Consider the following 22,363-nt stretch of genomic DNA (forward strand, 5'->3'; position numbering starts at 1 on the left):
TGACCGTTCCGCACACGACCGACAGCACGTCGTGACCCCTCGCCGAGCAGCCCCGAGCGACGGAACGTGACCGTTCGGCCACGTGACCGCTCGGCTTACTTGTCGACGAGCGTGACCTCGAACGAGTACCGGTCCGGGCGGTAGCAGTGCACGCCGTACTCGACCGCACGGCCCGAGGCGTCGTACGCGGTGCGGCTCATCGTGAGCACCGGGTCGCCGTCCTCGATCTCGAGCAGGCCGGCCTCTTCGTCGGTGACCGCACGGGCCCCGATCCGCTGCTTCGCCACCCGCATCGTGACACCTCGGCCGCGCAGCAGCTGGTACAGCCCGTACGCCTGCAGGTCCTCGTCGGTCAGGTCGAGGAACTCCGGCGGCAGGTAGTTCTCGAGGATCGCCATCGGGACGTCCTCGGCGAACCGCACCCGCCGGATGTGCGCGACGGTCGTGCCGGGCTCGATGCTCAGTGCCGCGGCGACCTCGTCGGACGCGGGGACGTCGTTGCGCTGCAGGAGCTTCGTCGCCGGAGCCTGCGAACCCTGCGCCAGGTCGTCGTACAGGCTCGTCAACTCGACCTTGCGGGTCACCGGCCCGTGCACGACCTGGGTCCCGATGCCGCGGCGGCGCACCAGCAGACCCTTGTCGACGAGGTCCTGGATCGCCCGTCGGATCGTCGGCCGCGACAGACCGAGACGCTCACCGAGGGCGATCTCGTTCTCGAGCCGGGCCCCTGGTGGCATCGCGCCGGAGCGGATCGACTCCTCGATGCGCGAGGCGACCTGGAAGTAGAGGGGCATGGGACCCGACCGGTCCAGGTCCATGAACAGGTCGGACGGCAGCTGGCCTTCGTTGGTCATCGCGGTCCTTCACACGTGCGGAGATGCCGGCGTCGGTGCCGACGGCATTGTCGTGACAATACCACCGGGGATGTGGTGCCCCGGCCGCGCGCAGCGGGCGTTGCGTCAGTCGGCGAACACCGTCAGCCAGCGCAGACCGTCAGTCGGCGAGCACCGTCAGTCAGTGCAGACCGTCAGTCGGCGAACACCATCGGTCGGTTCGACAGACGCGGCTGGTTCGCGGCCTTCGGCTTCTCGGCACGCGCACGGACCGGGGCGATCGTCACCCGGGTCACCGCCCCGAGCGCCTCGACCGTCTCGACCCCGTGGTGCCCGGCAGCGTGCACGACGATCGCGGCGCAGGCCTCGGCGTCGGCGGCGGCGTCGTGGTGCTGGAAGCCCTCGAACCCGGCGGCCATCGCGGCGACCGGCAGGCGGTACGAGTCGAGCGTGTAGGTCTTGCGGGCCACCGCCAGGGAGCACAGCGAGTGGTGCTCGGCCAGGTCGATTCCCGTCGCAGAGCACCCGCCGGCGATGACGCCCATGTCGAAGCGGGCGTTGTGGGCCACCAGGACGTCGCCCTCGGCGAAGGCCACCAGGTCGGGGTACTGCTGTTCCCACGTCTTGGCGTGCGTGACGTCCTCGGCGACGATGCCGTGGATCCGCGTGTTCCACTCCAGGAACGCGTCGTGCCCGAACGGCGGGCGGATGAACCACGACGCCCGATCGACGACCCGGCCGGCGCGGACCTTCACGAGCCCGACGGAGCAGGCGCTGGCGGGCGAGCTGTTGGCGGTCTCGAAGTCGATCGCGGTGAAGTTCAACGGCACGGTCCCGATCGTCGCACGGGGTGCCGACATCGCCCTCCGTTCCCGTCGGCGTTGCGTGTGGCTCCCCTCGACGCACGGGCAACGAAGCCGCCGCCGACGCGCACGAGGCGATCGGGGGTGGAGACGACACCATGTGGCGGCCCGAGCGGGCCTCGGGGACTGCTGCGCGCCTCCAGACCGTCGACCGTGCCGACCACTCGCTCCAGGTGCCGGGGGACTGGCGGCGCTCGCAGCGGCTGCAGGCCGACGTCTTCGACGTCGTCGAGCGGCGCATCACGGCCCTGCTGCGGCCCCCGATGAGCGGGTTGCGTCCGCTGATCTGACGGACGGACTGGAGGCCCGGGTCGGCTCCGACAGGCCGCCGCCGGTAGGCTGTTCTTCCGTGGCTCTCACCATCGGAATCGTCGGTCTCCCGAACGTCGGCAAGTCGACCCTGTTCAACGCCCTGACCAAGAACCAGGTCCTCGCCGCGAACTACCCGTTCGCGACGATCGAGCCGAACGTCGGGGTGGTGAACCTGCCCGACTCGCGGCTCGACCAGCTCGCTGAGCTCTTCCACTCGGAGAAGACCGTGCCGGCGCCGGTGTCGTTCGTCGACATCGCGGGCATCGTCAAGGGCGCGAGCGAGGGCGAAGGCCTGGGCAACAAGTTCCTCGCCAACATCCGCGAGGCCGACGCCATCGCGCAGGTCGTCCGCGGCTTCACCGATGACGACGTCGTGCACGTCGCGAACAAGGTCTCCCCGAAGGACGACCTCGAGGTCATCAACACCGAGCTGATCCTCGCCGACATGGAGACCATCGACAAGGCGCTCCCGCGGTACGAGAAGACCGTGAAGCTCAAGCAGACCGAGCCGATCGTGCTCGAGACCGCTCGCGAGGCCCGTGCCGCGCTCGAGCAGGGCACGCTGCTGTCCGCCACCAAGATCGACCTGTCGCCGATCGCCGAGCTCGGCCTGCTCAGCGCTAAGCCCTTCATCTTCGTCTTCAACGTCGACGAGGCGATCCTGACCGACGAGTCCCGCAAGGCCGAACTGGCCGCGCTCGTCGCACCGGCGCAGGCCGTGTTCCTCGACGCCCAGGTCGAGTCGGAGCTCATCGACCTCGACCCGGCGGACGCCGCCGAACTGCTCGAGTCGACCGGTCAGACCGAGTCGGGCCTCGACCAGCTCGCCCGCATCGGGTTCGACACCCTCGGACTGCAGACCTACCTGACGGCCGGTCCGAAGGAAGCCCGTGCGTGGACGATCGGCAAGGGGTGGAAGGCTCCCCAGGCTGCTGGCGTCATCCACACCGACTTCGAGAAGGGCTTCATCAAGGCCGAGGTCATCTCGTTCGACGACCTGGTCGAGACCGGCTCGATCGCCGAGGCCCGCGCTGCCGGCAAGGCCCGCATCGAAGGCAAGGACTACGTCATGCAGGACGGCGACGTGGTGGAGTTCCGCTTCAACAACTAGATCGTCGAACCAACGCCGATCGAGCACCGTGACCTGGCACAGCCCAAAAGACTGAGGTATAGCCCCGGAGGCTAGTACTCCGGGGTCTTCCTCGGGTGGACTCACCATCCGCTGACCCTGGGCACTGTTCACAGACCCTTCGACTGTCCGTTTCGATGATGGACGCACCCTTCCCTCGTCGATGCCGGGAGCAGGGACCTTCGGCGCGGTGCCCAAGTCGGCACTTTCGCACAGCCATGTCCACCCTTTGGAGGACGAGAGGCTTCACCTTTGCCTGAAGCCTGCTCGCCACCGCTGTAGTGGTGCACAGGACGGGGCTTGGGCGCTCCGTGAGTGTTAGCGTCCGAACCGAAGCGGCGCCCAGGCGACGGTGATGTGTGGGCAGGACATAGGAGGGGAATGGATGAAGAAGTCAATCTCAATGGTGATGGGTGCAGCATTCGCTGCCGGGTTGATTCTCGCGGGGGCACAAACAGCGTCAGCCGCTGGTGAGACGCCAGCGCCATCGACGGCGGGTGGCGTGATCACGGTGTGTGCGGGTGAGTCAGTGAACCTCAACGCCGAAGACGGGACCGTGCTTCCGTTTGAGGATCAGCAGGCGCTCATCGCTCACGCGCAGTTCCGCTGTGCCAATCCTGCTGCTCCCGCGAGTGGTGCCATCGTCGACGGTACAGATGATCTCGTGGCCCCCAGCTCCAGCAAGGCTGTGGTTCGCGCCAGCAGCTCGCCGACCGTCACTGCGCATCTCACGCTCACGCCTGGTCTCGCTCGTTGGCTCGCCACCGCGCAACACAACACCCGGGCACAGAAGAAGCTCACCTGCGAGTACCGCGTCAACGGAGGCGCGTTCAGTGAGTGCGGTTCAGCGTCGGGTACCGAAACCCACCTGTCGACGCGGACGAACTCGATCTGCCCGGTGAAAGGTGAACATTGGGAGGTCGAGGCATTCCTTCACGAGGGGCGCGTGGACTACTACGACACGGCTTCGGGGATTTCGAAGTAGGGAGCAGCTTGTTTCTCGGACGAGCACAGGTCATCCACGCTGACGGGCTTCCGCTGGAGGTGCAGTCCGCCGAAGTCATTGACGGTTGGCTGTCGATCCGAGTCCGATCGTCGCCGACAGAGTCGTTCGGACGCCATGGCCAGCAGGTGCCGGTGGTGAGCGGGGAGCGATTCGTGATCAGTGACGAGGCCGGCAATGAGCTGGAATCCTCTTTGGTGCAAGCATCGAGCGGTCCCTTGTTCGGGATCGTTGACATTGCTTTCCCCACGGAAACTGAGCTTGACCTCCTGGGAACGCTCGCGCTTCGCAGCGCAAGCGCAAGCGTGTCCTTCCGGCTGTCCCAGTAGTCCTCCCATTGAAGAAGCCCCGGAGCGATACGCCCCGGGGCTTCTTTGATGTGGACTCACCATCCGCTGACCCGAGGCGCTGTTCTCAGACGTTTTGAGCGGCAGACGCGGCAACGGCTTTCTGGGTTCCGCTTCAACAACTGATCTGCCCACGTGGTTCGTCGTGCGCCAGGATGAGCGCATGACGAATGCGCAGGCAGGGTGGTACGACGACGGCTCCGGCACCATGCGGTGGTGGGACGGTTCCGCGTGGACGGAGCAGGTGCAGCAGCAGGCGCCCGCGGCGTCGGGGGTCGGTGGAGTGATCGGCCGGATCCAGGCGGAAGCCGCTTCGGGTGGTCAGCCGCGTCCGGCACAGAACGGCATGAGCTACGTCGTGCTGCAGGTGGTGCTCAAGGAGAAGTTCTTCGGGACGGGTTCGGGCAACCTCACCGAGCTCGAGAAGGCGATCAACGCGCAGGCTGCGCTCGGGTACCGGCTGCACACGATCACGACGGCTTCCTCGGGGAGCACGGGTTTCGGCGGCGGGGACCGGGTGCAAGCCACGATGGTCTTCGAGCGCCTGAACTGAGGCGAGCGGTCCGAGTCGTCGGGACGCCCGGTGGGGTCAGTCGACGAGCGCCAGGATCACCGCGGGGATGCGGTGCTCGATCGCGTCCCAGACGATCTCCTTCCGTGCCTTCCGGTAGTCGTGGGACAGGATGTTGCGGGTCTTCCGGACCGCCGCGAGTGACAGGTCGGACGGAAGTCGTGCCTCCCGGTCCTGGGGGATGCGACCGAGCAGGTCGTCGAAGTGGATGATGACCGCTTCGGCTGCCCGGTAGGTGAGGCTGCGGGTCGCGTCGAACTCGCTCCGCCCGTGCTCGACGATCATGGAGCACTCGGCGAGCAGGTCGAGGAAGCTGGCCTGCAGCGACGGCCACCGCTCTTCGAGGGCAGCAGGGTCACGGTCGTTGCGGGGCCGAGGCGTGAACCGGGGAGCCGGCATCACAACGGCACGGCTTCGTCGAGGACGTGGGCGAAGTGCTCGTCGTCCTCGAGGTCGTCGGTGAGGACGTCGACCTCGAAACCGGTGATGAGCTCGACCTCGTGCGCGAATCCACCGAGATCGAACAGCGATGCCGCGGGGGTCAGGTGGACCAGTAGGTCGATGTCACTGTGTTCGGTGTCCTGCCCGCGCACCGCGGAGCCGAAGACGCGGACGTCGTCGAGATGGAAGCGCTTCGCCTCGTCGAGGATCGCGTCGGCGTAGATGGCGAGCGGGATGCTCGGGCGGGTGTGGGCCGCTTCGAGGATTCTCCGGAGCGACTCCGGGCGCGGCCGCTTCCGTCCGCTCTCGTACGCCGAGATGGTCGGCTGCTGCATGCCCGCGGCGGCAGCGAGACCGGTCTGCGAGAGGCCGAGGTCTTCACGGGCAGCGCGGATCAGCTCCGCAGCACGTTCGACCCGCATGGCGACCCCCCCCCTATAGCTCTCGACTATAAAGGACTCGCCCTTGCTGGTGAAGTGGCATGGGGGACTAGATTCGGCTCGTCCGAGCGCCCGAGGAGGCCCCATGCCGTACATCGTCGACTTCGTGAACGTCTCCACGGTGGGGCTCGAGACATCACCGGTGGTGGATGCGCTCGCCGGCCTGCGTGCGAACGAAGCCCGTTACTTCAAGAACAAGTACGACCACGACCTCACCACACGTCCTGCCGCCGAGGCTCCCGAGCTGGTCGAGTACGTCGCCCGCGTGCTCGTGGAGGAGCGGGGGCTCGTGATTGCGTCCCCGCCACTCGAGGCCACCGAAGCAGTGGTCGACGGCGTCCGCTGGACCTACGTCTTCTACGAGTCCGGCCTGGCGATCAACGTGCTCTACACACTCGAACCGGGCGGCAAGCGGGCGGTCGGGTTCAAGCTCTCCGACGGCATGGAAGTGCCGGAGGAGCTCGCCGACAAGTTCAAGTTCGCCCGGCAGCGGTCGAAGCTCGCGGGCACGATCCGCGGCTCGTTCTTCGTGATCAAGGGCGAGTACTGACGCGTCGCAGCGGGGCAGCCCCGGGAACGACGAAGCGCCGCCGAGCGAACTCGGCGGCGCTTCGTGGTGGTGCTGGTGGACCTAGGCCGCGAGGGCCATCTCGCCCGCCTGCACGGACTGTGCCTGCAGCAGGGTGCGGCTGGACTCGCCCGCCCAGGAGCGGCCCGGGACGGTCCAGCCGGCCTCGCCGACGGCGTCGAGCCGGGTGCCCCGGGTGACGAAGGTCCCCAGGTCGTCGGCCGCGATGCGCACGAGGTACTCGCGCTGCGAGCGGTCGTCGCGCACCGGGAACTCGGCGATGCGGTCGGGGGTGATCGTCGGGGCCGCGAGTGCGGTCCCGAACACGGTGATTCGTTCGTTGCTGGTCATGGTGCTGTACTTCCTGGTCATTCGGCGCCAGGGCGACTCGGTGTCGGCGGACGTCTCAGTCCAGCGCGACGCATCGAGTGCGGGGCGCGCACGTCGAGTTTCAACGTGCAGCTCGTCCGTTCGGATCGAGCGGTGTCTCGAGTGGAATGCGACTCGGGTGAGTCGGTGTCGAGAGGTTGGTGTGCGCGAGTCAGATGGGTTCGCTGCAGTGCACCAACCAGAGACTATACGCCCACCCCGCCGAGAAGTCCAGCGATCGACCGGACCGAGCGTCAGGATGCCAGGAACGCGCCCCAACGGTCCCCGCCTGCGGCCACGTTGCCCGAGCCGTCGAGGCGAGCCGCGGCCGAGGAGGGCTTGCGCGAAGCCTGCTCGTGGATCAGCCCGTCGAACCTCGCCGAGAAGTCCAGACGGGGCAGCGCGGCCGTGACGTCCCGCAGGTCGTCCGACGACCACCTGTCGAAGCCCACACCGGAGACGTCGAGCGAGGTCGCGACCTCGAGCAGGTGCCCCTCGGCGTCGAGCTCCGGGTCGACGGACTGCCACATGTGCCGCTCGATGATCTCCCCGACCCGACGGGCTCGCACGGCGTCCCACCCGGCACCGAGCGCGAAGACCGAGCCGACCGCGCCGCCGGCGTCCTCGAAGGGCACCCCGTGGGCGTCGAACGACGGGGTCACGCCGAGGTCGTGGAGCATCGTCGCGACGAAGAGCAGCTCGGGGTCCGGTTCGAGGTCGACCGTCGGGGCGAGCAGGACGGCCCAGGCCCACGAGCGCAGGCAGTGGTGCACGAGGGCGGGTTCGGACCATGCCCGCACGACCTCAAGTGCGCGCGCAGCAACGGGGGAGGGCGGGGTGAGCAGGGCTTCGACGTCGACCGACATGGCACGACAGTAGCGGCAGGAACGAGCCGTAACGGGGCGGAAACGTGCCGGGCCAGAACCGGAAACAGCACCCCGTTAGCTTTCGGTTCACTGAGTACCCGCTCAGCACCCCTCCACCCCACCCGAAGGAACTGCGCCCATGCAGCACCGACCACGGCTGCGCCCCCGCGCGACGATCGTCTCCTCGACGCTCGTCGCCGCCGGGGCGTTCGGCCTCGCCGTCCTGACGGCCGCTCCGGCCCAGGCAGCACCCACCGCGACCACCGCCACCATCGACGCCCCGGCCACCGTGACCGTCGGCACCGCGTTCGACGTCGACCTGACGATCCCGGACGCCGCCGACGTCTACGCGTACGAGATCACGCTCGAGGCCGACTCGGTGCAGTACCGGGACGACAGCGTCACCGGCCCGGACGGTGGCTTCGACAGCGTCGAGCAGGACGGCGACGCCCTGACGATCGTGCACACCCGCCTCGGCACCTCACCGGCACTCGACGGCGACCTGGCCACCTCGATCTCGCTGACCCCGACGGCGGTCGGCAGCGTCGACCTCGACGTCACGAGCATCACCCTCGTCGGCTCCGACGGCACGTCGACGACCCTCGACGATCCGGCGAGCACCACCGTCGTGGTCGCCGCGGCCGCGACCACCGCCCCGACGGCCACGCCGACGCCGGGTGCGACCACGCCGCCCGGCGACGGTGGCGGAACAGGTGCCCCCGCCGGACCCGGCGACCCGACGGTACCGGGCGCCGGTCCGACCGACGGCGCCACCGCCGGGGCAGGAGCCGGCGGGGACGACCGTCCTGCCGGAGGCAACCTCGCCTGGACCGGCGCCGACGTCGCGCCGTGGATCGCCGCGTCCATCGCCCTGCTCGCAGCCGGCGGCACCCTGATCACCCTGCGGGCCCGTCGTGCCCGCCGCGACCGCACCGGAGCCTCCGCATGACCGCCACGAAGCAGGCCGCCCGCAAGCAGGCCGCCAGCAAGAAGCGCACCGCCGTCGCCGGCGCCGCACTCATCGCCCTCGTCGGCACCGTCCTCGCCGCGACCCCCGCGATCACCGCCGCCGCCGCCGCACCCGCGGCCGTCGACGCCAGCCCCGCCGCCATGCTCGCGCCGTACTACACGGACCTCGACCTGACCGGTGACGACCAGGTCACCCAGGCCGACCTCGCCGTGCTCACCGACCACCTCGGTGCGACGACCGCGAGCACCGACTGGGCGACGGTCAGCGCCGCGGACACCGACGCCGACGGCACCATCACCGTCGCCGACCTGGCCGGGTTGTCCCAGCGGATGATCTACGACGACGGCCCGTTCCAGCTCGTCGAGGCGTCGACCATCGACATGCAGGCCGCGATGAACGCCGGCGTCACCACGTCGGTCGCGATCACCGAGGACTACCTCGACCGCATCGCCGCGTACGACCGCGCGAAGGTCGACACCGCGTCGACCGGGCGCCCGCTCAACTCGATCGTCACCACCAACGCCGACGCCCTGGCCGCCGCGAAGACCGCGGACGCCGAGCGCGCCGAGCACGGGATGACGAGCATGCTGCTCGGCGTGCCGATCGCGGTGAAGGACAACTACGACACGAAGGACATGCCCACCACCGGTGGCTGCGGCTGCTGGGACGACAACCAGACCGACACCGACGCCGCCATGGTCACCGGCCTCCGCGACGCCGGCGCCGTGATCCTGGCGAAGGCCAGCCTCGACGAGTTCGCCTTCGGCTTCGTCTCCGAGTTCTCGTCGAACCAGCCCGCCGGCTCGTCGCTCCTGGTCGCCAGCCCGTACAACACGGCGCAGACGGCCGGTGGCTCGAGTGGCGGCACCGGCGCGGCGATCTCCGCGAACCTCGCCGGGATCGGCTTCGGCACGGACACGGGCGGGTCGATCCGTGTGCCGTCGACGTACAACCAGCTCGTCGGCATCCGGCCGACGGTCGGCCTGACCAGCCGCGACGGGATCATCCCGCTCGCCCTGTCCCAGGACACCGGCGGCCCGATCACGCGCTCGGTGACCGACGCCGCGGTCGCGCTCGACGCCGTCACCGGCGTGGACGCGGCGGACCCGGCGACGAGTGCGCAGGCCGGCAAGGTGCCGACGTCGTACACGTCGTCGCTCGACGCCGACTCCCTGCAGGGCTCCCGCATCGGCTACGTGACGAGCATGGTCGGCACGAACGCCACGACGAAGCGCCTGTTCGACGCCTCCGTCGCGAAGCTCGAGGCCGCCGGTGCCACCGTCGTCCCGATCACCGCGACGACGGCCTTCAACCGGGTCCTGTCGGAGGGCAGCGGCAGCACGAACGAGTTCAAGCACGACCTGGACGAGTACGTCGCGAAGCACCTCGACCCCGACGTCGCCGCTCGCTCGCTGCAGGGCATCCTGGCCTCGGGCGAGTACGTGCCGAGCCGCAAGAGCACCTACCAGTCGCGCGACCTGATCACGGACGCGCAGTACCAGGCGTGGGCCGGACCGACGGGCTCGCACACGACGCAGCTCGCCACCGGCAAGCAGCTCGTGACGCAGATGCTCGACGACCAGGACCTCGACGCACTCGTCTACCCGTCGGGCACGCCGTACGGGACGCAGTCGACGAACATGCGCCTCAGCCCGAACACCGGCATGCCGGCGATCACCGTCCCGATGGGCCAGGCGACCGCGGCCGACAACACGATCACCGGTGCCGGCGTGAACCTGGAGTTCCTCGGCCGCTCGTTCGACGAGAGCACGGTCATCGGCCTCGGTTACGCCTTCGAGCAGGAGACGCACGCGCGCACCGCGCCCGCGCTGTACCCGGCGCTCGGCTGAGCTGAGCGGGTCGCGTGACGCGACCACATGCAGACAGGGGGCCCGGTGCCAGCTGGCACCGGGCCTCCTGTCCGTCCGCTCCGTCAGTTCAGGGTCGGGGTGTCCTCCGGCACGACGCCGTCGGCGTACAGGTCGGTCGCCAGGTCGCGGAGCGCGCGCAGCGCGACCCGCTGCGTGAGCGGGCCGTACGAGATGCGGGCGACGCCGAGCGCCTCGTACTCCGCGGCGGGCAGGGCGCCGGGCAGGCCGATGACCGAGAGCTTGCCGCGGCCCAGACCGGCGACGAGTCGCTCGACCACGGAACGCTCGATCGCGCCGGGCACGAAGACCAGGGCGGCGCCGTTGTCCAGGAACGCCTTGCCGCGGGCGATCGCGTCCTCGATGCTCTCGTCGATCGGGCGGTCGCCGCCGCGCACGATCGCGTCGGTGCGGGCGTTCAGCTGGAAGTCGACGCCCTCGGCCTGTGCCGCGGCGGTGATCGCGGCGACGCGGGCGACGGCCTCGTCGAAGGGACGCAGCCGGTCCTCGACGTTGGCGCCGACGATGCCCGAGCCGATGGCGCGGCGGATCGTCTCGGCGGGGTCCTCGTAGCCGTCGTCCAGGTCGGCGGTGACCGGCAGGTCCGTGGCGGCGGCGACGACCGCTGCTCCGGACAGGGCGAGGTCGAGGGGCATGCCGCCGTCCTCGTACCCGTACGACGCGGCGATAGAGTGCCCGGCGGTGGCGATCGCCTTCGTGCCGGGCAGGTCGCTGACGACCTTGGCGGTGATCGCGTCCCACACGTTCACGACGCGCAGGATCTCGGGGGCTTCGTGCAGCTGCTTGAGGGTGACGGCCTTGTCGGCGGTGCTCGTGCTCATGCCGCCGACAGTAGGCCGACGGGGCGGCCCCCGGCCGCGAGCCCACCCGAAGACGACGTGGGATGACGTCGGGAGTCGCGCCGGGCCTCCTGGCAGGGGCATGCTGGGACGCATGGCGAGCGACGAGCAGGACCCGGTCGGCACGCTCCGCGGGGTCCGGACGAGCATCAAGTGGACGCGGTACGCGCCCGACGTGCTGCCCCTGTTCGTCGCCGAGATGGACCACGACGTCGCGCCGGCGATCCGGCAGGCCCTGATCGAGCGGGTCTCGCAGTCCGACCTCGGGTACCTCGACGGCCCCGGGCCGCTCGCTCCGGCCTTCGCGCAGTTCGCGCTGGACCGCTGGGACTGGGAGATCGACTCTTCGCGGATCCACCTGGCCACCGACGTCAGCGTCGGGATCGTCGAGTCGCTGCGGCTCGCGCTGCCCGACGGCGGGCGCGTCGCGATCACGCCGCCGGTGTACCCGCCGTTCTTCGAACTCGTCGAAGAGGCTCGATGTCAGGTCGAGGAGGTCCCGCTGCTCGAGCAGTGGGGGCAGTACCGGCTCGACCTCGAGGGCCTGGAGCGGGCGTTCGCCGACGGGGTCGGCGTCTTCCTGCTCTGCAACCCGCACAACCCCGTCGGACTCGTGCACGACCGGGCCGACCTCGTGGCGATCGCCGAACTGGCCGCGAAGTACGACGTGCTCGTCATCAGCGACGAGATCCACGCGCCCCTCACCCACCCCGGCGTGCAGTTCACCCCGTTCGCCGCCGTCGCCGAGCCGCTCGGTGCCCGCAGCGTGTGCGTGACCTCGGCGAGCAAGGGGTGGAACCTCGCCGGTGTGAAGTGCTCGGTCATCGTCGCCGGCGATCCCCGGACCGCCGCGCTCCTCGACACCCTGTGGGAGGAGGTCGCCTGCCGCACGAGCATCCTCGGGCTGCACGCGAACCTGGCGGCGTTCACCCTGGCGACGGACTGGCTCGACGACGTCGTGGCGCGCATCGTGGCGAACGACCGACTGCTCGCCAAGCTGCTCGCCGAGCACCTGCCCGGGGTCGTCTACACGCGGCCGCGCGCCGGGTACCTGGCGTGGCTCGATTTCCGCGGCATCGGCCTCGGCGACGACCCCGCGGTGCCGCTGCGGGAGCACGCGTACGTCGCGCTCAACTCCGGGCTGGGGTTCGGGTCCGAGGGGCGCGGGTTCGTCCGGCTCAACCTGGCGTGCTCACCGGAGACCCTGCGTGAAGCCGTGTTCCGGATCGCCGCGGCGTACCCGTCCAGCGCGCAGGAGGGGCTGGTCTGGCACGTCGCCTGACCTGCTCCTGACCCGCGCCTGACCGGCGCGTGCCGGCGACGCGGCTGGAAGGCTCGTCCTCCACAACTCGCCCTGGCTGAAATCTGTTCACAGATCGCGTTGAGTCTCCTGGATCGCGCTCCGCGGACCGCCACGGTCGGTGCATGCAGAGATCCGATCCGAAAGTGTCCAATCGAGATAGGCAGGATTGCCTAGTCACAGTTGGCCAGCTACGGTGAAGCGCACGGAGTTGCTCCGCCGGCTCGCTCGGAAGGCTGACGAGAACGACGTCGAGTTCGTGTTCCACCGCCACGGCGGGAGACACGACCTGTTCCGCTTCGGTCGGAACACGGTCGTCGTTCCGAGGCACCGAGAGGTGGAGGAGATGACGGCGCGCGGCATCCTCCGTGACTGCGACCGAAGAGGAGATGGGCGACGATGAGCCGACACACGGTGCGCGCGGAGCGGGGCAAGAAGTACTGGGTGATCTGGATCGACGGCGTCATCCGGACGCAGGCGAAGCGCGAACGAGAGATCGAGCTGATGGCTCGCGACTGGCTCTCGCTGATGAATGACGACCGCGATCCGAAGTCCTTCGAACTCGTCGTCGAGGTGGCGATGCCCGAAGCGGCGCAGGCTCACCTGGACCGGGCGGTCGCGCTCCGCGAGGAGTCCGAGCGCGCACGCGTCGAGGCAGCGAAGGAGACGGCCGCCGCGGCGCTGGTCCTGCACGAGTGCGGGCTCACGGTGCGTGAGATCGGACCGCTGCTGCACGTCTCGCACCAGCGAGCACAACAGCTGGTCGCCGCTGCTCGCTGACCGCCCGGGTCATCGAGCTCCGCCGGGGTCAGGCCACGTACTGGTTGCGGCCGACGACGCGGATGCGCAGGTCGTCGTCACGGTCCATCGCGAGGAGCTCGCGGGCCACGAACCCGACGGACGGCCACCGGGACACCTCGGTCACCATGAAACCGTCGATGAAGACCTGCCACGCGCCGGCCTCGCGGACCGCCTGCACCTCGTACGTCGCCATGCCGCGAGCGTACCGGGACCGGGCCGCCGTCAGTGCAGGTCGAGGGTCATGTGCACGTCCAACGGCGAACGTCAGTGCAGGTCGAGGGTCATGTGCACGTCGGCCCGGACGTATGGGCTCGGGGCGACCTCGTCCTCGCGCAGGTGCCGGAAGCCGAACGCCTCGTACAGGTGCACGGCGCTGGCGAGCCGCGCGTTGCTCTCCAGGTCGATGCGGTGTGCACCGAGTTCGCGTGCCCGGTCGAGCGCCGCGGTGATGAGCTTCCGCCCGGTGCCGTGCCCCTGGTGGTCGGGGGAGACGGCCATCTTCACGAGCTCGAACACTCCGGAGGTGGTGGGGACGACCCCGATGCACCCGACGACCTGGTCGTCGAGCCGGGCGACCAGGACGGCCCCGCCCCGCTCCACGACGCGGCCGACGGGGTCGGAGAGGAACACGCGGTCCTCGTCCTCGAGGGTGAAGTACCGGGTGATCCACGCCTCGTTGAGCGTGCGGAACGCCTCGGCGTCCGCGGGGGTGGCGAGGTCGGCGATGGAGACGGTGGAGGTCGCTTCGGGCATGCAACCATCCTCGGACGGTGATGCAGTCGCGTCCAATACTCGTTCACGCTGATCGATACGCTGTGTGCATGGATCGAGATCCGGACGTCGACCTCCGGCAGCTGCGGGCGTTCCTGGCCGTCGCCGACGAGCTGCACTTCGGCCGAGCTGCCGAGCAGCTGCGGATCGCCCAGCCCGCGCTGTCCCAGCAGATCCGGCGGACCGAAGGCGAGCTCGGGGTCGACCTGTTCGTCCGGACCAGCCGCAGTGTGGCCCTGACCGCTGCCGGCCGGGTGCTGCAGGGGCGTGCGCGATCGCTGCTCGGGCAGGTGCGACGGGACCTCGACGAGACGGTTCGGGTCGGTCGGGGCGAGGTCGGTCGGCTCGACGTCGGGTTCGTCGTCTCCGCGCTGCCCCTCGGTCCGATCGAACGCGTGCAGGCGTTCCGGGAGCGCTACCCGCTGGTCCGGGTGGAACTGACCGAGGGGTACTCGTCGACCCTGCTCGCCCGGATCGTCCGCGGCGAGCTCGACCTCGCCGTCGTCCGCGATGCCGACCCGGACCCCGCCGCGCGGCTGCTGCCGTTCCGGTCCGAGGCCTTCGTCGCCGCTGTCCCGCGCGGCCACCGGTTGGCGGATCGGGATCGCATCCGCGGCACCGAACTGGTCGACGAGCCGTTCGTGTTCTTCCCGGCGGTCGCGGGGGCCCTGGCGACCGAGCGCAACCTCGCACCGGTCACCGCCGGTGGCCGCCGTCCCGTCATCGTGCAGGAGGCCACGACCTGGGCGACCGTGCTCCACCTGGTCGGGGTGGGCCTCGGTGTCACGGTGGTGCCGGAGAGCGCCGCGGTCGCCGCACCCGACACGGTGGTGCTCCTGCCCCTCGAGGGCAGCGACCACCGCAGCGAGCTCGCCTGGGCGATGCGCGCCGACGACGACCGCGAGATCCTGCGCAACTTCGTCGCCGCGGACTGACCGAGCGGACCGGCTGCGCGAGCGGACGCCCATCGGGCATCCTCGCTCAGCCGAGCGACAGGACGGGCGCCCGGTGGTCACCGAGTTCGTCGATGCGCCACGGCCGAGCGCCGCGCAGCGTCAAGCCGAGCTGGACCAGCACGAACCCGACGTGCGGCTCGACGTCGGGGTCCCACGGCCCCTCGACGCCCAGGCCGAACGCGCCGAGTTCGTCGTCGGCCTCGTCCCGCAGGGTCAGCCGCCACCGGCCGTCGCCGAGTTCCTCGACCACGGCCCAGCGGGCGGTGCCGAACCGGCTCACGCCGTCTTGGTGATGTCCGCGGTGAAGTTCTGCACCCGCTGCAGCAGGGAGGCGCCACGCATCGCGATGGTCGCGGGCGGGTTCAGGTGCGGGGGCGCGGTGCGGATCAGCATCGGGCACCCGAGGTCTTCGCAGATGTACGTGCCGATCGTGTTGCCGTTGCGTCCGGACTCACCGGCACGCGCGGCGGAGAAAAGCCGGACCTGGGTCGCGGGCTGCGGCGAGTGGCAGAACGAGCACATCGCGGCGATGCCGGGGCGCAGCGAGCCACCGGCGGACCGGACGACGATGCCCACGGGGCGCTCGTCGATCCAGGACACGATGTACCCGCGGCGGGCGGCCTGCGGGTCGCGCCAGCCCAGGAACTCGCGTTCGTCCCAGAGTGTCTCGTGCAGGCCCGGGATGGGCAGCTGTGCGAGTTCGTCGGGGGTGGCGTTCACGAACGACGATCGGATGTCGGCTTCGGTCAGTGGCTTCACGGTCCGATCACCATATGCCTCGCCCCCGACACGTGGTGCGTCACGACAGCCTGGAGGCGCGGATCGCGCCGAGCGCACTGCTCCCGTCCGCCACCAGCACCGCCCGGCGCAGGGCGTCGCGTCCGACGCGACGGGCCGCCGCGTCGTCCGCGGCGAACTCCACGAGCACACGCGTCGACCGCGCCATGGCGCGCGCACCGGGCACCCACGGGACCGCACGTTCGATCGATTCGGCGACCGCGACCGCAGCCGCGTGGTGCTGGGTCAGGTGGGCGCGTTCGTGGGCGACCACGGCCTCCAGTTCGTCGGTGCGCAACCGGTCTGCCAAGCCGGTGCTGACGAGGACGCCACCGCTGCGACCCGGCACGGCGCACGCCAGTGCGTGGTCGGCCTCGACGACGGCGACGGGGGTGCCGTCGATCTCGCGGTGCGGGGCGACGCCGGAACGCATCGCCTGCCGGACGGCCTCGTGTTCCGGGCCGGGGCGCACCCGGACCGCGACGACGAACGCGACGACCCCGAGCAGCGCGACGCCGACGTTGAAGCCGTGCGTGGGGGAGTCGTCTCCGCCGAACAGCTCGGTGACCGGACGGTCCGCGAGCACCACGAGGGTGATGCCGACCACGAAGCCGACGACGCCGAGCAGGACCGCGACCGACCAGCAGACCAGCGCGGTGCGGGGCAGGTCGATCGTCCAGGCGGAACGGGTCAGGACCCGGGGCGCGAACACCACCACCGCGAGTGCGAGGACGATGAGCGCGATGCCGGCGACGACCACGGTGCGCAGCCGGTCAGGAGCGGGCGCGGGCGTCGAGGGCGCGGCGCAGGGCCTCGAGGTCGTCCGAGGCCAGCGAGCCGGTGAACTGCAGCAGTGCGGCCTCGCGGTCGGAGGACGCGGCGAGCGCGCTCGACATCAGCGACGCGGTCTGCTCGTCGCGACTGTGCACGGCGCGGAACGTCAGGGGAGCGTCGTCGTGCTGTTCCCGTTCCACCTGGCCCTTGCGGCCGAGCCGGTCGAGCACGGTGAGGACGGTCGTCAGCGCGGGGCGGGGCTCCGGGAACGCGTCGAGCACCTGGCGTGCGGTGAGACCTGCGTCGGCGGAGCGGAGTGCGTCGAGCACCGCCTGCTCCAGCTGCCCGCGGGGGCGCGATCGTTGTCCGGCCATCCCCGCATTCTACGAGATGTCGAAGGCCGGGCCACGACACACGCTCGTAACGCGGTCTCGGTATGCTCTGGGCGGACAACTGAACACACCGGCCGCTCATCCGTCGCGGGAGACGCCGTGCACGTACCTCCGGGTACGTCGTGCCCTCGGGCACACGCACGGCACCGAAGGAGCAATCCCCCCGTCAATCTCTCAGGTCCCACACCGCAGCGGACAGGCCACTCTGAAAAGCAGACGCTCGGTCGTCTCGCCCACGGTGAAAGCCGCCGGACCTCACGGGCCGCGGTGAAACTCTCAGGCCCATGACAGAGGGGGAGTTCCACCCGGCGATCGTCGCCGGGCCCTGCCGATGCCAGGAGAACTCCGCCATGAGTCCGTCCCCACTGCCCACCCCGGGTCAGCGTTCGTCGCCGCTCGAAGCCGTGCACGAGGCCGCCGGTGCGACCTTCACCGACTTCGCCGGGTACCGCATGCCCGTGCGCTACTCGTCGGACCTCGCCGAGCACCACGCCGTGCGCGAGGCCGCCGGGGTCTTCGACCTGTCGCACATGGCTGAGATCGGGGTGACCGGCACCGACGCCGTCGCCTTCCTCGACCACGCGCTGGCCGGGTCCTTCGGCGCGATGCCGATCGGCCGCGCCAAGTACTCGCTGCTGCTCGCCGAGGACGGCGGGATCCTCGACGACCTCGTCGTGTATCGGACCGACGACGACGTCTTCCTCGTCGTCGCGAACGCCTCCAACCGCGATGTCGCCGTCAGTGCGCTCACCGCCCGCGCCGACGGGTTCGACATCGAGGTCTCCGACGACTCCGACACCACGGCCCTCGTCGCCGTGCAGGGACCGGCGGCGGCCGGCACGCTCGACGCCCTCGTCGTCGCCGACCGCCTGCAGCCCGAGACCCCGCTCGACGAACTCGGCTACTACCGGGTGCTGCACGCAATGTTCGACGGTGCCGACGTGCTCGTCGCGCGCACCGGGTACACCGGCGAGGACGGCTTCGAGGTCTACACCGACCCGGGCACCGCCCCGGTGCTCTGGGACGCCCTGCTCGAGGCCGGTGCCGACCGCGGGGTCGTCCCCGCAGGCCTCGCCGCACGCGACACCCTGCGGCTCGAGGCCGGCATGCCCCTGTACGGGCACGAGCTCGGCACCGACGTCCGCCCGGCCCAGGCGGGCCTCGGCCGCGTCGTCGCCAAGGACGGCGACTTCGTCGGTGCGGCCGGCGTCACCCCGTCCGCGGACGCCCGCGTGCTCGTCGGCCTGGTGACCGAGGGACGCCGTGCTCCCCGAGCCGGCTACGACGTCGTGCTCGACGGCACGGTCGTCGGCACCGTGACCTCGGGCGCGCTCTCGCCGACGCTCGGCCACCCGGTCGCGATGGCCTTCGTCGACCCGGCCGCGCTCGCCGCCGTGTCGGACGGGGCACAGGTCCTCCACATCGACGTCCGCGGGACTGCCGTCCCCAGCACGGTCTCCGCGTTCCCCTTCTACCGCCGCGCCTCGAAAGGCTGACCCCATGACCGACCAGACCGCACTCCAGTACACGGCCGACCACGAGTGGCTGCTCGTCGAGGGCGACACCGTCACCGTCGGCATCACCGACCACGCCGCCGAGCAGCTCGGTGACGTCGTCTACGTCGAGCTCCCCGCCGTCGGCACCGCCACCACCGCCGGTGCGCAGATCGGCGAGATCGAGTCGACCAAGAGCGTCGGCGAGCTCTTCGCCCCGATCGAGGGCGAGGTCGTCGAGGTCAACGACGCCGTCGTCGACACCCCCGACACCGTCAACCAGGACCCGTTCGGTGCCGGCTGGCTCGTGAAGATCAAGGTCGACGGCACCTCGTTCCCCGAGGACCTGATGGACCACGACGCGTACCGGGCCTCCATCGCATGACCGCGTTCGAGAACCTCCAGACGTCCTTCGCCGACCGCCACATCGGCACCACCCCGGCCGACCAGCAGGCCATGCTCGACGTCGTCGGGCAGCCGTCGCTCGACGCCCTGGTCCGTGCGGCGATCCCGGAGTCCATCCACGTCGGCCCCGTCGCCGACTCGGTGATCCCGGCCGCCGTCGGCGAGACCGAGGCGCTCGCCGAGCTCCGCGCCAAGGCCGGCCGCAACACCGTCCGCCGCGCCATGATCGGCCTCGGCTACCACGGCACCCACACGCCCGCGGTGATCCAGCGGAACGTGCTCGAGAACCCGAGCTGGTACACGGCGTACACGCCCTACCAGCCGGAGATCTCGCAGGGCCGCCTCGAAGCACTCATCAACTTCCAGACGATGGTGTCCGACCTGACCGGCATGGCCACCGCCGGCGCCTCGATGCTCGACGAGGGCACCGCCGTGGTCGAGGGCATGCTCCTCGCCCGCCGCGCGTCCAAGGTCAAGGGTGACGCGTTCCTCGTCGACGCCGACCTGCTGCCGCAGACCCGTGCGCTGCTCGACCACCGTGCCGACGCGGTGGGCATCACGCTGCGCGCGTTCGACGCTGCCGACGGCCCGAGCGACGACCAGCTCGACGGTGCGTTCGGTGTCATCCTGCAGTACCCGGGCGCCTCGGGCCGCATCGTCGACCCGTCGTCCGTCATCGAGCGGGTCCACGCCGGTGGCGGCATCGCCGTCGTCGCGGCTGACCTGCTCGCGATGACCCTGCTCGCCAGCCCCGGCGACCTCGGCGCCGACGTGGCCGTCGGGACGAGCCAGCGCTTCGGCGTCCCGCTCGGCTTCGGTGGCCCGCACGCCGGCTACCTCGCGGTGCGCGCCGGCCTCGAGCGCCAGCTCCCCGGTCGCCTGGTCGGGGTGTCCTTCGACGCCGACGGCCAGATGGCCTACCGCCTCAGCCTGCAGACCCGCGAGCAGCACATCCGCCGCGAGAAGGCGACGAGCAACATCTGCACCGCGCAGGTCCTGCTCGCCGTGATGGCCTCGATGTACGCGGTCTACCACGGGCCCGAGGGCCTGCGGTTCATCGCCGGACGGGTCGCCCGGACCACCGGTGCACTCGCCGCCGTGGCGCGTGACGCCGGGGTCGAGGTCGTGCACGACGCCTTCTTCGACACGCTCACCCTGCGGGTCGTCGGTCGCGCCGAGGCGATCGTCGCGGCAGCGCAGGACGCCGGCTACCTGCTGCACGTCGTGGACGCCGACACGTTCCAGCTGTCCGTCGACGAGACGACCACGCCCGACGACGTCGTGGCGCTGGCGGGCGTGCTCGGGGCGGTGGACGTCACCGTCCCCGCGACCGAGACCGCCGTGCGCGACGCGGCCACGGGCCTCCCGGCCGCCCAGCAGCGGGAGAGCGACTACCTGACGCACCCCGTGTTCAGCGCACACCGCAGCGAGACCCGCATGATGCGGTACCTCAAGCACCTGTCCGACAAGGACTACGCGCTCGACCGCGGCATGATCCCGCTCGGCAGCTGCACGATGAAGCTCAACGCGGCGACCGAGATGGCCGCCGTGACCTGGCCGGAGTTCGCGAACATCCACCCGTTCGCACCGCGCGAGGACGTCGAGGGGTACCTCGACATGATCAGCGACCTCGAGTCGTGGCTCGCCGAGGTCACCGGCTACGACACCGTCTCCCTGCAGCCGAACGCCGGCAGCCAGGGCGAACTCGCCGGCCTGCTGGCCATCCGCGGGTACCACCAGGCCAACGGCGACAGCGAGCGCACGGTCTGCCTGATCCCGTCGAGCGCCCACGGCACGAACGCGGCGTCCGCGGTGCTCGCAGGCATGAAGGTCGTCGTCGTGGCCTGCGACGAGAACGGCAACGTCGACCTCGAGGACCTCCGGGCCCGTGTCGCCGCCCACGCCGACACCCTCGCGGCCCTGATGATCACGTACCCGTCCACGCACGGCGTCTACGAGCACGACATCCGCGAGATCTGCGACGCCGTGCACGACGCCGGCGGCCAGGTCTACGTCGACGGCGCGAACCTCAACGCGCTGCTCGGCCACGCCCGCTTCGGGGACTTCGGCGGCGACGTGTCGCACCTCAACCTGCACAAGACCTTCTGCATCCCGCACGGTGGTGGCGGCCCCGGCGTGGGACCCGTCGCCGCAAAGGCGCACCTGGCACCGTTCCTGCCCGGGCACCCGTTCGCGCAGCAGGCCGACCGGCGCTCCGGTGCGACCGTCGCCGAGGCGGACGACCGCCTGGCGCACGCCGGTGGCCCGGTCAGTGCTGCTCCGTACGGCAGCCCGAGCATCCTGCCCATCACGTGGACGTACGTCCGGATGATGGGGCTCGAGGGCCTCACCCGTGCGACCGAGGCCGCGGTCCTCGGGGCGAACTACATCGCAGCTCGTCTGCGTGATGCGTTCCCGGTGCTGTACACGGGCGACGACGGACTCGTCGCGCACGAGTGCATCCTCGACCTCCGCCCGCTGCGCGACACCACCGGCATCACGGTCGACGACGTCGCGAAGCGCCTGGTCGACTACGGGTTCCACGCGCCGACGATGTCGTTCCCGGTGGCGGGCACGCTCATGGTCGAGCCGACCGAGAGCGAGGACCTCGCCGAGCTCGACCGCTTCGTCGACGCCATGCTCGCGATCCGGGCCGAGGCCGCAGCGGTGGAGCGCGGGGAGTGGCCGGCGGACGACAACCCGCTGGTGCATGCACCGCACACCGCCTCGTCGGTGATCTCGGGGGAGTGGGCGCACGCGTACACCCGCGAGCAGGCCGTCTACCCGTTGCCGGGGATCAGCGGCCGCAAGTACTGGCCGCCGGTGCGTCGCATCGACCAGGCGTACGGGGACCGCAACCTGGTGTGCGCCTGCCCGCCGATCGAGGCGTTCGCCTGATCCGTCCGGCGCCGACGTCCCGGCGCCGACGTCCCGTCGTCGCTGCCCGCTCGGTCGCCGAGCGCTTCGTGCCCCGTCCGGTCCGCCGGGCGGGGCACGGTCGCGTCCGGGCCTCTGGGCGTCTGGGCCTCCGGGCCTCCGGGCCTCCGGGCGTCCGGCCGGGCGGTCAAGACACCCCGCTCACTTCCGCAGGGCGGTCACGAACCGTCGTCCGGACCCGCTCCCACCGACAGTTCGTGACCACTCGGCGCGCCACCAACGGCAGGTCCTGACCGCTCGACGCACCCCCTCAGCCGTACCCCTGAGTGATGCTCGCCCGTCCCCCGACTTGCACAGAAGTGTGACGGAGTGCAATG

Annotated in this window: 26 protein-coding genes and 1 riboswitch; of the genes, 13 read left to right on the top strand and 13 right to left on the bottom strand. The window is 70.6% G+C overall.

Going from position 1 to position 22,363, the window contains the following annotated elements:
* Positions 1-95: 95 nt before the first annotated feature.
* Positions 96-854: a GntR family transcriptional regulator gene (locus DEJ00_RS08020; RefSeq protein ID WP_027464530.1), complete on the bottom strand. Its 759-nt coding sequence runs from the start codon at positions 852-854 to the stop codon at positions 96-98.
* Positions 855-1,027: 173 nt separating this feature from the next.
* Positions 1,028-1,693 (bottom strand): exonuclease domain-containing protein, encoded by a 666-nt coding sequence (locus tag DEJ00_RS08025; RefSeq protein WP_027464531.1) that lies wholly within the window; start codon positions 1,691-1,693, stop codon positions 1,028-1,030.
* A gap of 101 nt (positions 1,694-1,794) precedes the next feature.
* On the opposite strand from DEJ00_RS08025, the gene DEJ00_RS08030 reads away from it, so the two are divergent.
* The 4 genes from DEJ00_RS08030 (at position 1,795) to DEJ00_RS08050 (ending at position 5,040) form a co-directional block, all read left to right on the top strand.
* On the top strand, positions 1,795-1,986 hold the full coding sequence (locus DEJ00_RS08030) for a hypothetical protein (RefSeq protein ID WP_111056975.1): 192 nt from the start codon (positions 1,795-1,797) through the stop codon (positions 1,984-1,986).
* A 59-nt stretch (positions 1,987-2,045) separates the two neighbouring features.
* Positions 2,046-3,119: a redox-regulated ATPase YchF gene (gene ychF, locus DEJ00_RS08035; RefSeq protein ID WP_110864417.1), complete on the top strand. Its 1,074-nt coding sequence runs from the start codon at positions 2,046-2,048 to the stop codon at positions 3,117-3,119.
* A gap of 403 nt (positions 3,120-3,522) precedes the next feature.
* A complete protein-coding gene (locus DEJ00_RS08040; RefSeq protein ID WP_146247909.1) occupies positions 3,523-4,122 on the top strand; it encodes a hypothetical protein in 600 nt (199 codons plus the stop codon).
* 528 nt (positions 4,123-4,650) lie between these two features.
* Positions 4,651-5,040: a DUF2510 domain-containing protein gene (locus DEJ00_RS08050; protein ID WP_083404368.1), complete on the top strand. Its 390-nt coding sequence runs from the start codon at positions 4,651-4,653 to the stop codon at positions 5,038-5,040.
* Positions 5,041-5,076: 36 nt separating this feature from the next.
* On the opposite strand, the gene DEJ00_RS08055 is transcribed toward DEJ00_RS08050, so the two are convergent.
* Entirely contained in the window at positions 5,077-5,457 is a 381-nt protein-coding gene (locus DEJ00_RS08055) for a HepT-like ribonuclease domain-containing protein (protein WP_111056978.1), read from the bottom strand.
* The gene (locus tag DEJ00_RS08060) at positions 5,457-5,921 is read right to left on the bottom strand and encodes a helix-turn-helix domain-containing protein (RefSeq protein WP_111056979.1); all 465 of its coding nucleotides are present in this window, start codon (positions 5,919-5,921) and stop codon (positions 5,457-5,459) included. Before DEJ00_RS08060 ends, DEJ00_RS08055 begins: the two co-directional genes overlap by 1 nt.
* 103 nt (positions 5,922-6,024) lie before the next feature.
* Between DEJ00_RS08060 and DEJ00_RS08065 the strand changes: the two genes are divergently transcribed.
* Positions 6,025-6,489 carry a phage tail protein gene (locus DEJ00_RS08065; protein ID WP_111056980.1) on the top strand — a complete coding sequence of 155 codons (465 nt, stop codon included), beginning with the start codon at positions 6,025-6,027 and terminating at the stop codon, positions 6,487-6,489.
* 81 nt (positions 6,490-6,570) lie between these two features.
* Here the strand turns inward: DEJ00_RS08065 and DEJ00_RS08070 are convergent, their stop codons facing one another.
* Together DEJ00_RS08070 and DEJ00_RS08075 are read right to left on the bottom strand one after the other, a co-directional pair.
* Entirely contained in the window at positions 6,571-6,858 is a 288-nt protein-coding gene (locus DEJ00_RS08070) for a hypothetical protein (RefSeq protein WP_146247910.1), read from the bottom strand.
* Positions 6,859-7,130: 272 nt separating this feature from the next.
* Positions 7,131-7,742, bottom strand: a complete 612-nt coding sequence (locus DEJ00_RS08075; RefSeq protein WP_111056982.1) for an HD domain-containing protein — start codon at positions 7,740-7,742, stop codon at positions 7,131-7,133.
* A 139-nt stretch (positions 7,743-7,881) separates the two neighbouring features.
* On the opposite strand from DEJ00_RS08075, the gene DEJ00_RS08080 reads away from it, so the two are divergent.
* The gene (locus DEJ00_RS08080; protein WP_111056983.1) at positions 7,882-8,691 is read left to right on the top strand and encodes a hypothetical protein; all 810 of its coding nucleotides are present in this window, start codon (positions 7,882-7,884) and stop codon (positions 8,689-8,691) included.
* Positions 8,688-10,562, top strand: coding sequence for an amidase family protein (locus DEJ00_RS08085; RefSeq protein WP_111056984.1), 1,875 nt, complete (start codon positions 8,688-8,690; stop codon positions 10,560-10,562). Before DEJ00_RS08080 ends, DEJ00_RS08085 begins: the two co-directional genes overlap by 4 nt.
* 83 nt (positions 10,563-10,645) lie before the next feature.
* Here the strand turns inward: DEJ00_RS08085 and DEJ00_RS08090 are convergent, their stop codons facing one another.
* Positions 10,646-11,422 (bottom strand): isocitrate lyase/phosphoenolpyruvate mutase family protein, encoded by a 777-nt coding sequence (locus DEJ00_RS08090; RefSeq protein WP_027464540.1) that lies wholly within the window; start codon positions 11,420-11,422, stop codon positions 10,646-10,648.
* Positions 11,423-11,534: 112 nt separating this feature from the next.
* Between DEJ00_RS08090 and DEJ00_RS08095 the strand changes: the two genes are divergently transcribed.
* Together DEJ00_RS08095 and DEJ00_RS08105 are read left to right on the top strand one after the other, a co-directional pair.
* Complete coding sequence (locus DEJ00_RS08095; protein ID WP_258373591.1) at positions 11,535-12,722, top strand: MalY/PatB family protein; 1,188 nt, start codon at positions 11,535-11,537, stop codon at positions 12,720-12,722.
* A gap of 417 nt (positions 12,723-13,139) precedes the next feature.
* Positions 13,140-13,520, top strand: coding sequence for a hypothetical protein (locus DEJ00_RS08105; protein WP_111056986.1), 381 nt, complete (start codon positions 13,140-13,142; stop codon positions 13,518-13,520).
* A 28-nt stretch (positions 13,521-13,548) separates the two neighbouring features.
* Here the strand turns inward: DEJ00_RS08105 and DEJ00_RS08110 are convergent, their stop codons facing one another.
* Together DEJ00_RS08110 and DEJ00_RS08115 are read right to left on the bottom strand one after the other, a co-directional pair.
* The gene (locus DEJ00_RS08110; protein WP_017887087.1) at positions 13,549-13,734 is read right to left on the bottom strand and encodes a hypothetical protein; all 186 of its coding nucleotides are present in this window, start codon (positions 13,732-13,734) and stop codon (positions 13,549-13,551) included.
* A 71-nt stretch (positions 13,735-13,805) separates the two neighbouring features.
* A complete protein-coding gene (locus DEJ00_RS08115) occupies positions 13,806-14,294 on the bottom strand; it encodes a GNAT family N-acetyltransferase (protein ID WP_111056987.1) in 489 nt (162 codons plus the stop codon).
* A 68-nt stretch (positions 14,295-14,362) separates the two neighbouring features.
* Between DEJ00_RS08115 and DEJ00_RS08120 the strand changes: the two genes are divergently transcribed.
* On the top strand, positions 14,363-15,247 hold the full coding sequence (locus DEJ00_RS08120; protein WP_111056988.1) for a LysR substrate-binding domain-containing protein: 885 nt from the start codon (positions 14,363-14,365) through the stop codon (positions 15,245-15,247).
* A 46-nt stretch (positions 15,248-15,293) separates the two neighbouring features.
* Here DEJ00_RS08120 and DEJ00_RS08125 read toward each other — a convergent pair whose 3' ends face one another.
* The 4 genes from DEJ00_RS08125 to DEJ00_RS08140 are packed head-to-tail and all read right to left on the bottom strand — an operon-like array spanning position 15,294 to position 17,193.
* Positions 15,294-15,548: a hypothetical protein gene (locus DEJ00_RS08125; RefSeq protein WP_017887084.1), complete on the bottom strand. Its 255-nt coding sequence runs from the start codon at positions 15,546-15,548 to the stop codon at positions 15,294-15,296.
* On the bottom strand, positions 15,545-16,027 hold the full coding sequence (locus DEJ00_RS08130; RefSeq protein ID WP_027464546.1) for an FBP domain-containing protein: 483 nt from the start codon (positions 16,025-16,027) through the stop codon (positions 15,545-15,547). The genes DEJ00_RS08125 and DEJ00_RS08130 overlap by 4 nt, the downstream gene beginning before the upstream one ends.
* 40 nt (positions 16,028-16,067) lie before the next feature.
* Entirely contained in the window at positions 16,068-16,805 is a 738-nt protein-coding gene (locus DEJ00_RS08135) for a M48 family metalloprotease (RefSeq protein WP_111056990.1), read from the bottom strand.
* 13 nt (positions 16,806-16,818) lie between these two features.
* Positions 16,819-17,193: a BlaI/MecI/CopY family transcriptional regulator gene (locus DEJ00_RS08140; protein WP_027464548.1), complete on the bottom strand. Its 375-nt coding sequence runs from the start codon at positions 17,191-17,193 to the stop codon at positions 16,819-16,821.
* Between the two features lie 96 nt (positions 17,194-17,289).
* Positions 17,290-17,410, top strand: a riboswitch (glycine riboswitch).
* A 151-nt stretch (positions 17,411-17,561) separates the two neighbouring features.
* Between DEJ00_RS08140 and gcvT the strand changes: the two genes are divergently transcribed.
* Genes gcvT through gcvP form a run of 3 tightly spaced genes read left to right on the top strand, consistent with a single transcriptional unit; the run spans position 17,562 to position 22,007 of the window.
* Positions 17,562-18,707: a glycine cleavage system aminomethyltransferase GcvT gene (gcvT, locus tag DEJ00_RS08145; protein ID WP_111056991.1), complete on the top strand. Its 1,146-nt coding sequence runs from the start codon at positions 17,562-17,564 to the stop codon at positions 18,705-18,707.
* 4 nt (positions 18,708-18,711) lie between these two features.
* Positions 18,712-19,089, top strand: a complete 378-nt coding sequence (gene gcvH, locus DEJ00_RS08150) for a glycine cleavage system protein GcvH (RefSeq protein WP_027464550.1) — start codon at positions 18,712-18,714, stop codon at positions 19,087-19,089.
* Complete coding sequence (gene gcvP / locus DEJ00_RS08155; protein WP_111056992.1) at positions 19,086-22,007, top strand: aminomethyl-transferring glycine dehydrogenase; 2,922 nt, start codon at positions 19,086-19,088, stop codon at positions 22,005-22,007. The genes gcvH and gcvP overlap by 4 nt, the downstream gene beginning before the upstream one ends.
* Positions 22,008-22,363: the final 356 nt, after the last annotated feature.

The sequence above is a fragment of the Curtobacterium sp. MCLR17_039 genome, from assembly GCF_003234745.1.
In the GTDB taxonomy this organism is placed as follows: Bacteria; Actinomycetota; Actinomycetes; order Actinomycetales; family Microbacteriaceae; genus Curtobacterium; species Curtobacterium flaccumfaciens.

Excerpts from the sequence above, each read along its gene's own strand:
- DEJ00_RS08105 (WP_111056986.1), top strand. The coding sequence starts at position 13,140 with ATGAGCCGACACACGGTGCGCGCGGAGCGGGGCAAGAAGTACTGGGTG.
- DEJ00_RS08095 (WP_258373591.1), top strand. The coding sequence starts at position 11,535 with ATGGCGAGCGACGAGCAGGACCCGGTCGGCACGCTCCGCGGGGTCCGG.
- DEJ00_RS08080 (WP_111056983.1), top strand. The coding sequence starts at position 7,882 with ATGCAGCACCGACCACGGCTGCGCCCCCGCGCGACGATCGTCTCCTCG.
- DEJ00_RS08055 (WP_111056978.1), bottom strand. The coding sequence starts at position 5,457 with ATGCCGGCTCCCCGGTTCACGCCTCGGCCCCGCAACGACCGTGACCCT.
- DEJ00_RS08060 (WP_111056979.1), bottom strand. The coding sequence starts at position 5,921 with ATGCGGGTCGAACGTGCTGCGGAGCTGATCCGCGCTGCCCGTGAAGAC.
- gcvP (WP_111056992.1), top strand. The coding sequence starts at position 19,086 with ATGACCGCGTTCGAGAACCTCCAGACGTCCTTCGCCGACCGCCACATC.
- DEJ00_RS08075 (WP_111056982.1), bottom strand. The coding sequence starts at position 7,742 with ATGTCGGTCGACGTCGAAGCCCTGCTCACCCCGCCCTCCCCCGTTGCT.
- DEJ00_RS08040 (WP_146247909.1), top strand. The coding sequence starts at position 3,523 with ATGAAGAAGTCAATCTCAATGGTGATGGGTGCAGCATTCGCTGCCGGG.
- gcvH (WP_027464550.1), top strand. The coding sequence starts at position 18,712 with ATGACCGACCAGACCGCACTCCAGTACACGGCCGACCACGAGTGGCTG.
- DEJ00_RS08120 (WP_111056988.1), top strand. The coding sequence starts at position 14,363 with ATGGATCGAGATCCGGACGTCGACCTCCGGCAGCTGCGGGCGTTCCTG.
- DEJ00_RS08050 (WP_083404368.1), top strand. The coding sequence starts at position 4,651 with ATGACGAATGCGCAGGCAGGGTGGTACGACGACGGCTCCGGCACCATG.
- DEJ00_RS08110 (WP_017887087.1), bottom strand. The coding sequence starts at position 13,734 with ATGGCGACGTACGAGGTGCAGGCGGTCCGCGAGGCCGGCGCGTGGCAG.
- DEJ00_RS08085 (WP_111056984.1), top strand. The coding sequence starts at position 8,688 with ATGACCGCCACGAAGCAGGCCGCCCGCAAGCAGGCCGCCAGCAAGAAG.
- DEJ00_RS08115 (WP_111056987.1), bottom strand. The coding sequence starts at position 14,294 with ATGCCCGAAGCGACCTCCACCGTCTCCATCGCCGACCTCGCCACCCCC.
- DEJ00_RS08140 (WP_027464548.1), bottom strand. The coding sequence starts at position 17,193 with ATGGCCGGACAACGATCGCGCCCCCGCGGGCAGCTGGAGCAGGCGGTG.
- DEJ00_RS08090 (WP_027464540.1), bottom strand. The coding sequence starts at position 11,422 with ATGAGCACGAGCACCGCCGACAAGGCCGTCACCCTCAAGCAGCTGCAC.
- DEJ00_RS08070 (WP_146247910.1), bottom strand. The coding sequence starts at position 6,858 with ATGACCAGCAACGAACGAATCACCGTGTTCGGGACCGCACTCGCGGCC.
- DEJ00_RS08030 (WP_111056975.1), top strand. The coding sequence starts at position 1,795 with ATGTGGCGGCCCGAGCGGGCCTCGGGGACTGCTGCGCGCCTCCAGACC.
- DEJ00_RS08065 (WP_111056980.1), top strand. The coding sequence starts at position 6,025 with ATGCCGTACATCGTCGACTTCGTGAACGTCTCCACGGTGGGGCTCGAG.
- DEJ00_RS08020 (WP_027464530.1), bottom strand. The coding sequence starts at position 854 with ATGACCAACGAAGGCCAGCTGCCGTCCGACCTGTTCATGGACCTGGAC.
- DEJ00_RS08025 (WP_027464531.1), bottom strand. The coding sequence starts at position 1,693 with ATGTCGGCACCCCGTGCGACGATCGGGACCGTGCCGTTGAACTTCACC.
- gcvT (WP_111056991.1), top strand. The coding sequence starts at position 17,562 with ATGAGTCCGTCCCCACTGCCCACCCCGGGTCAGCGTTCGTCGCCGCTC.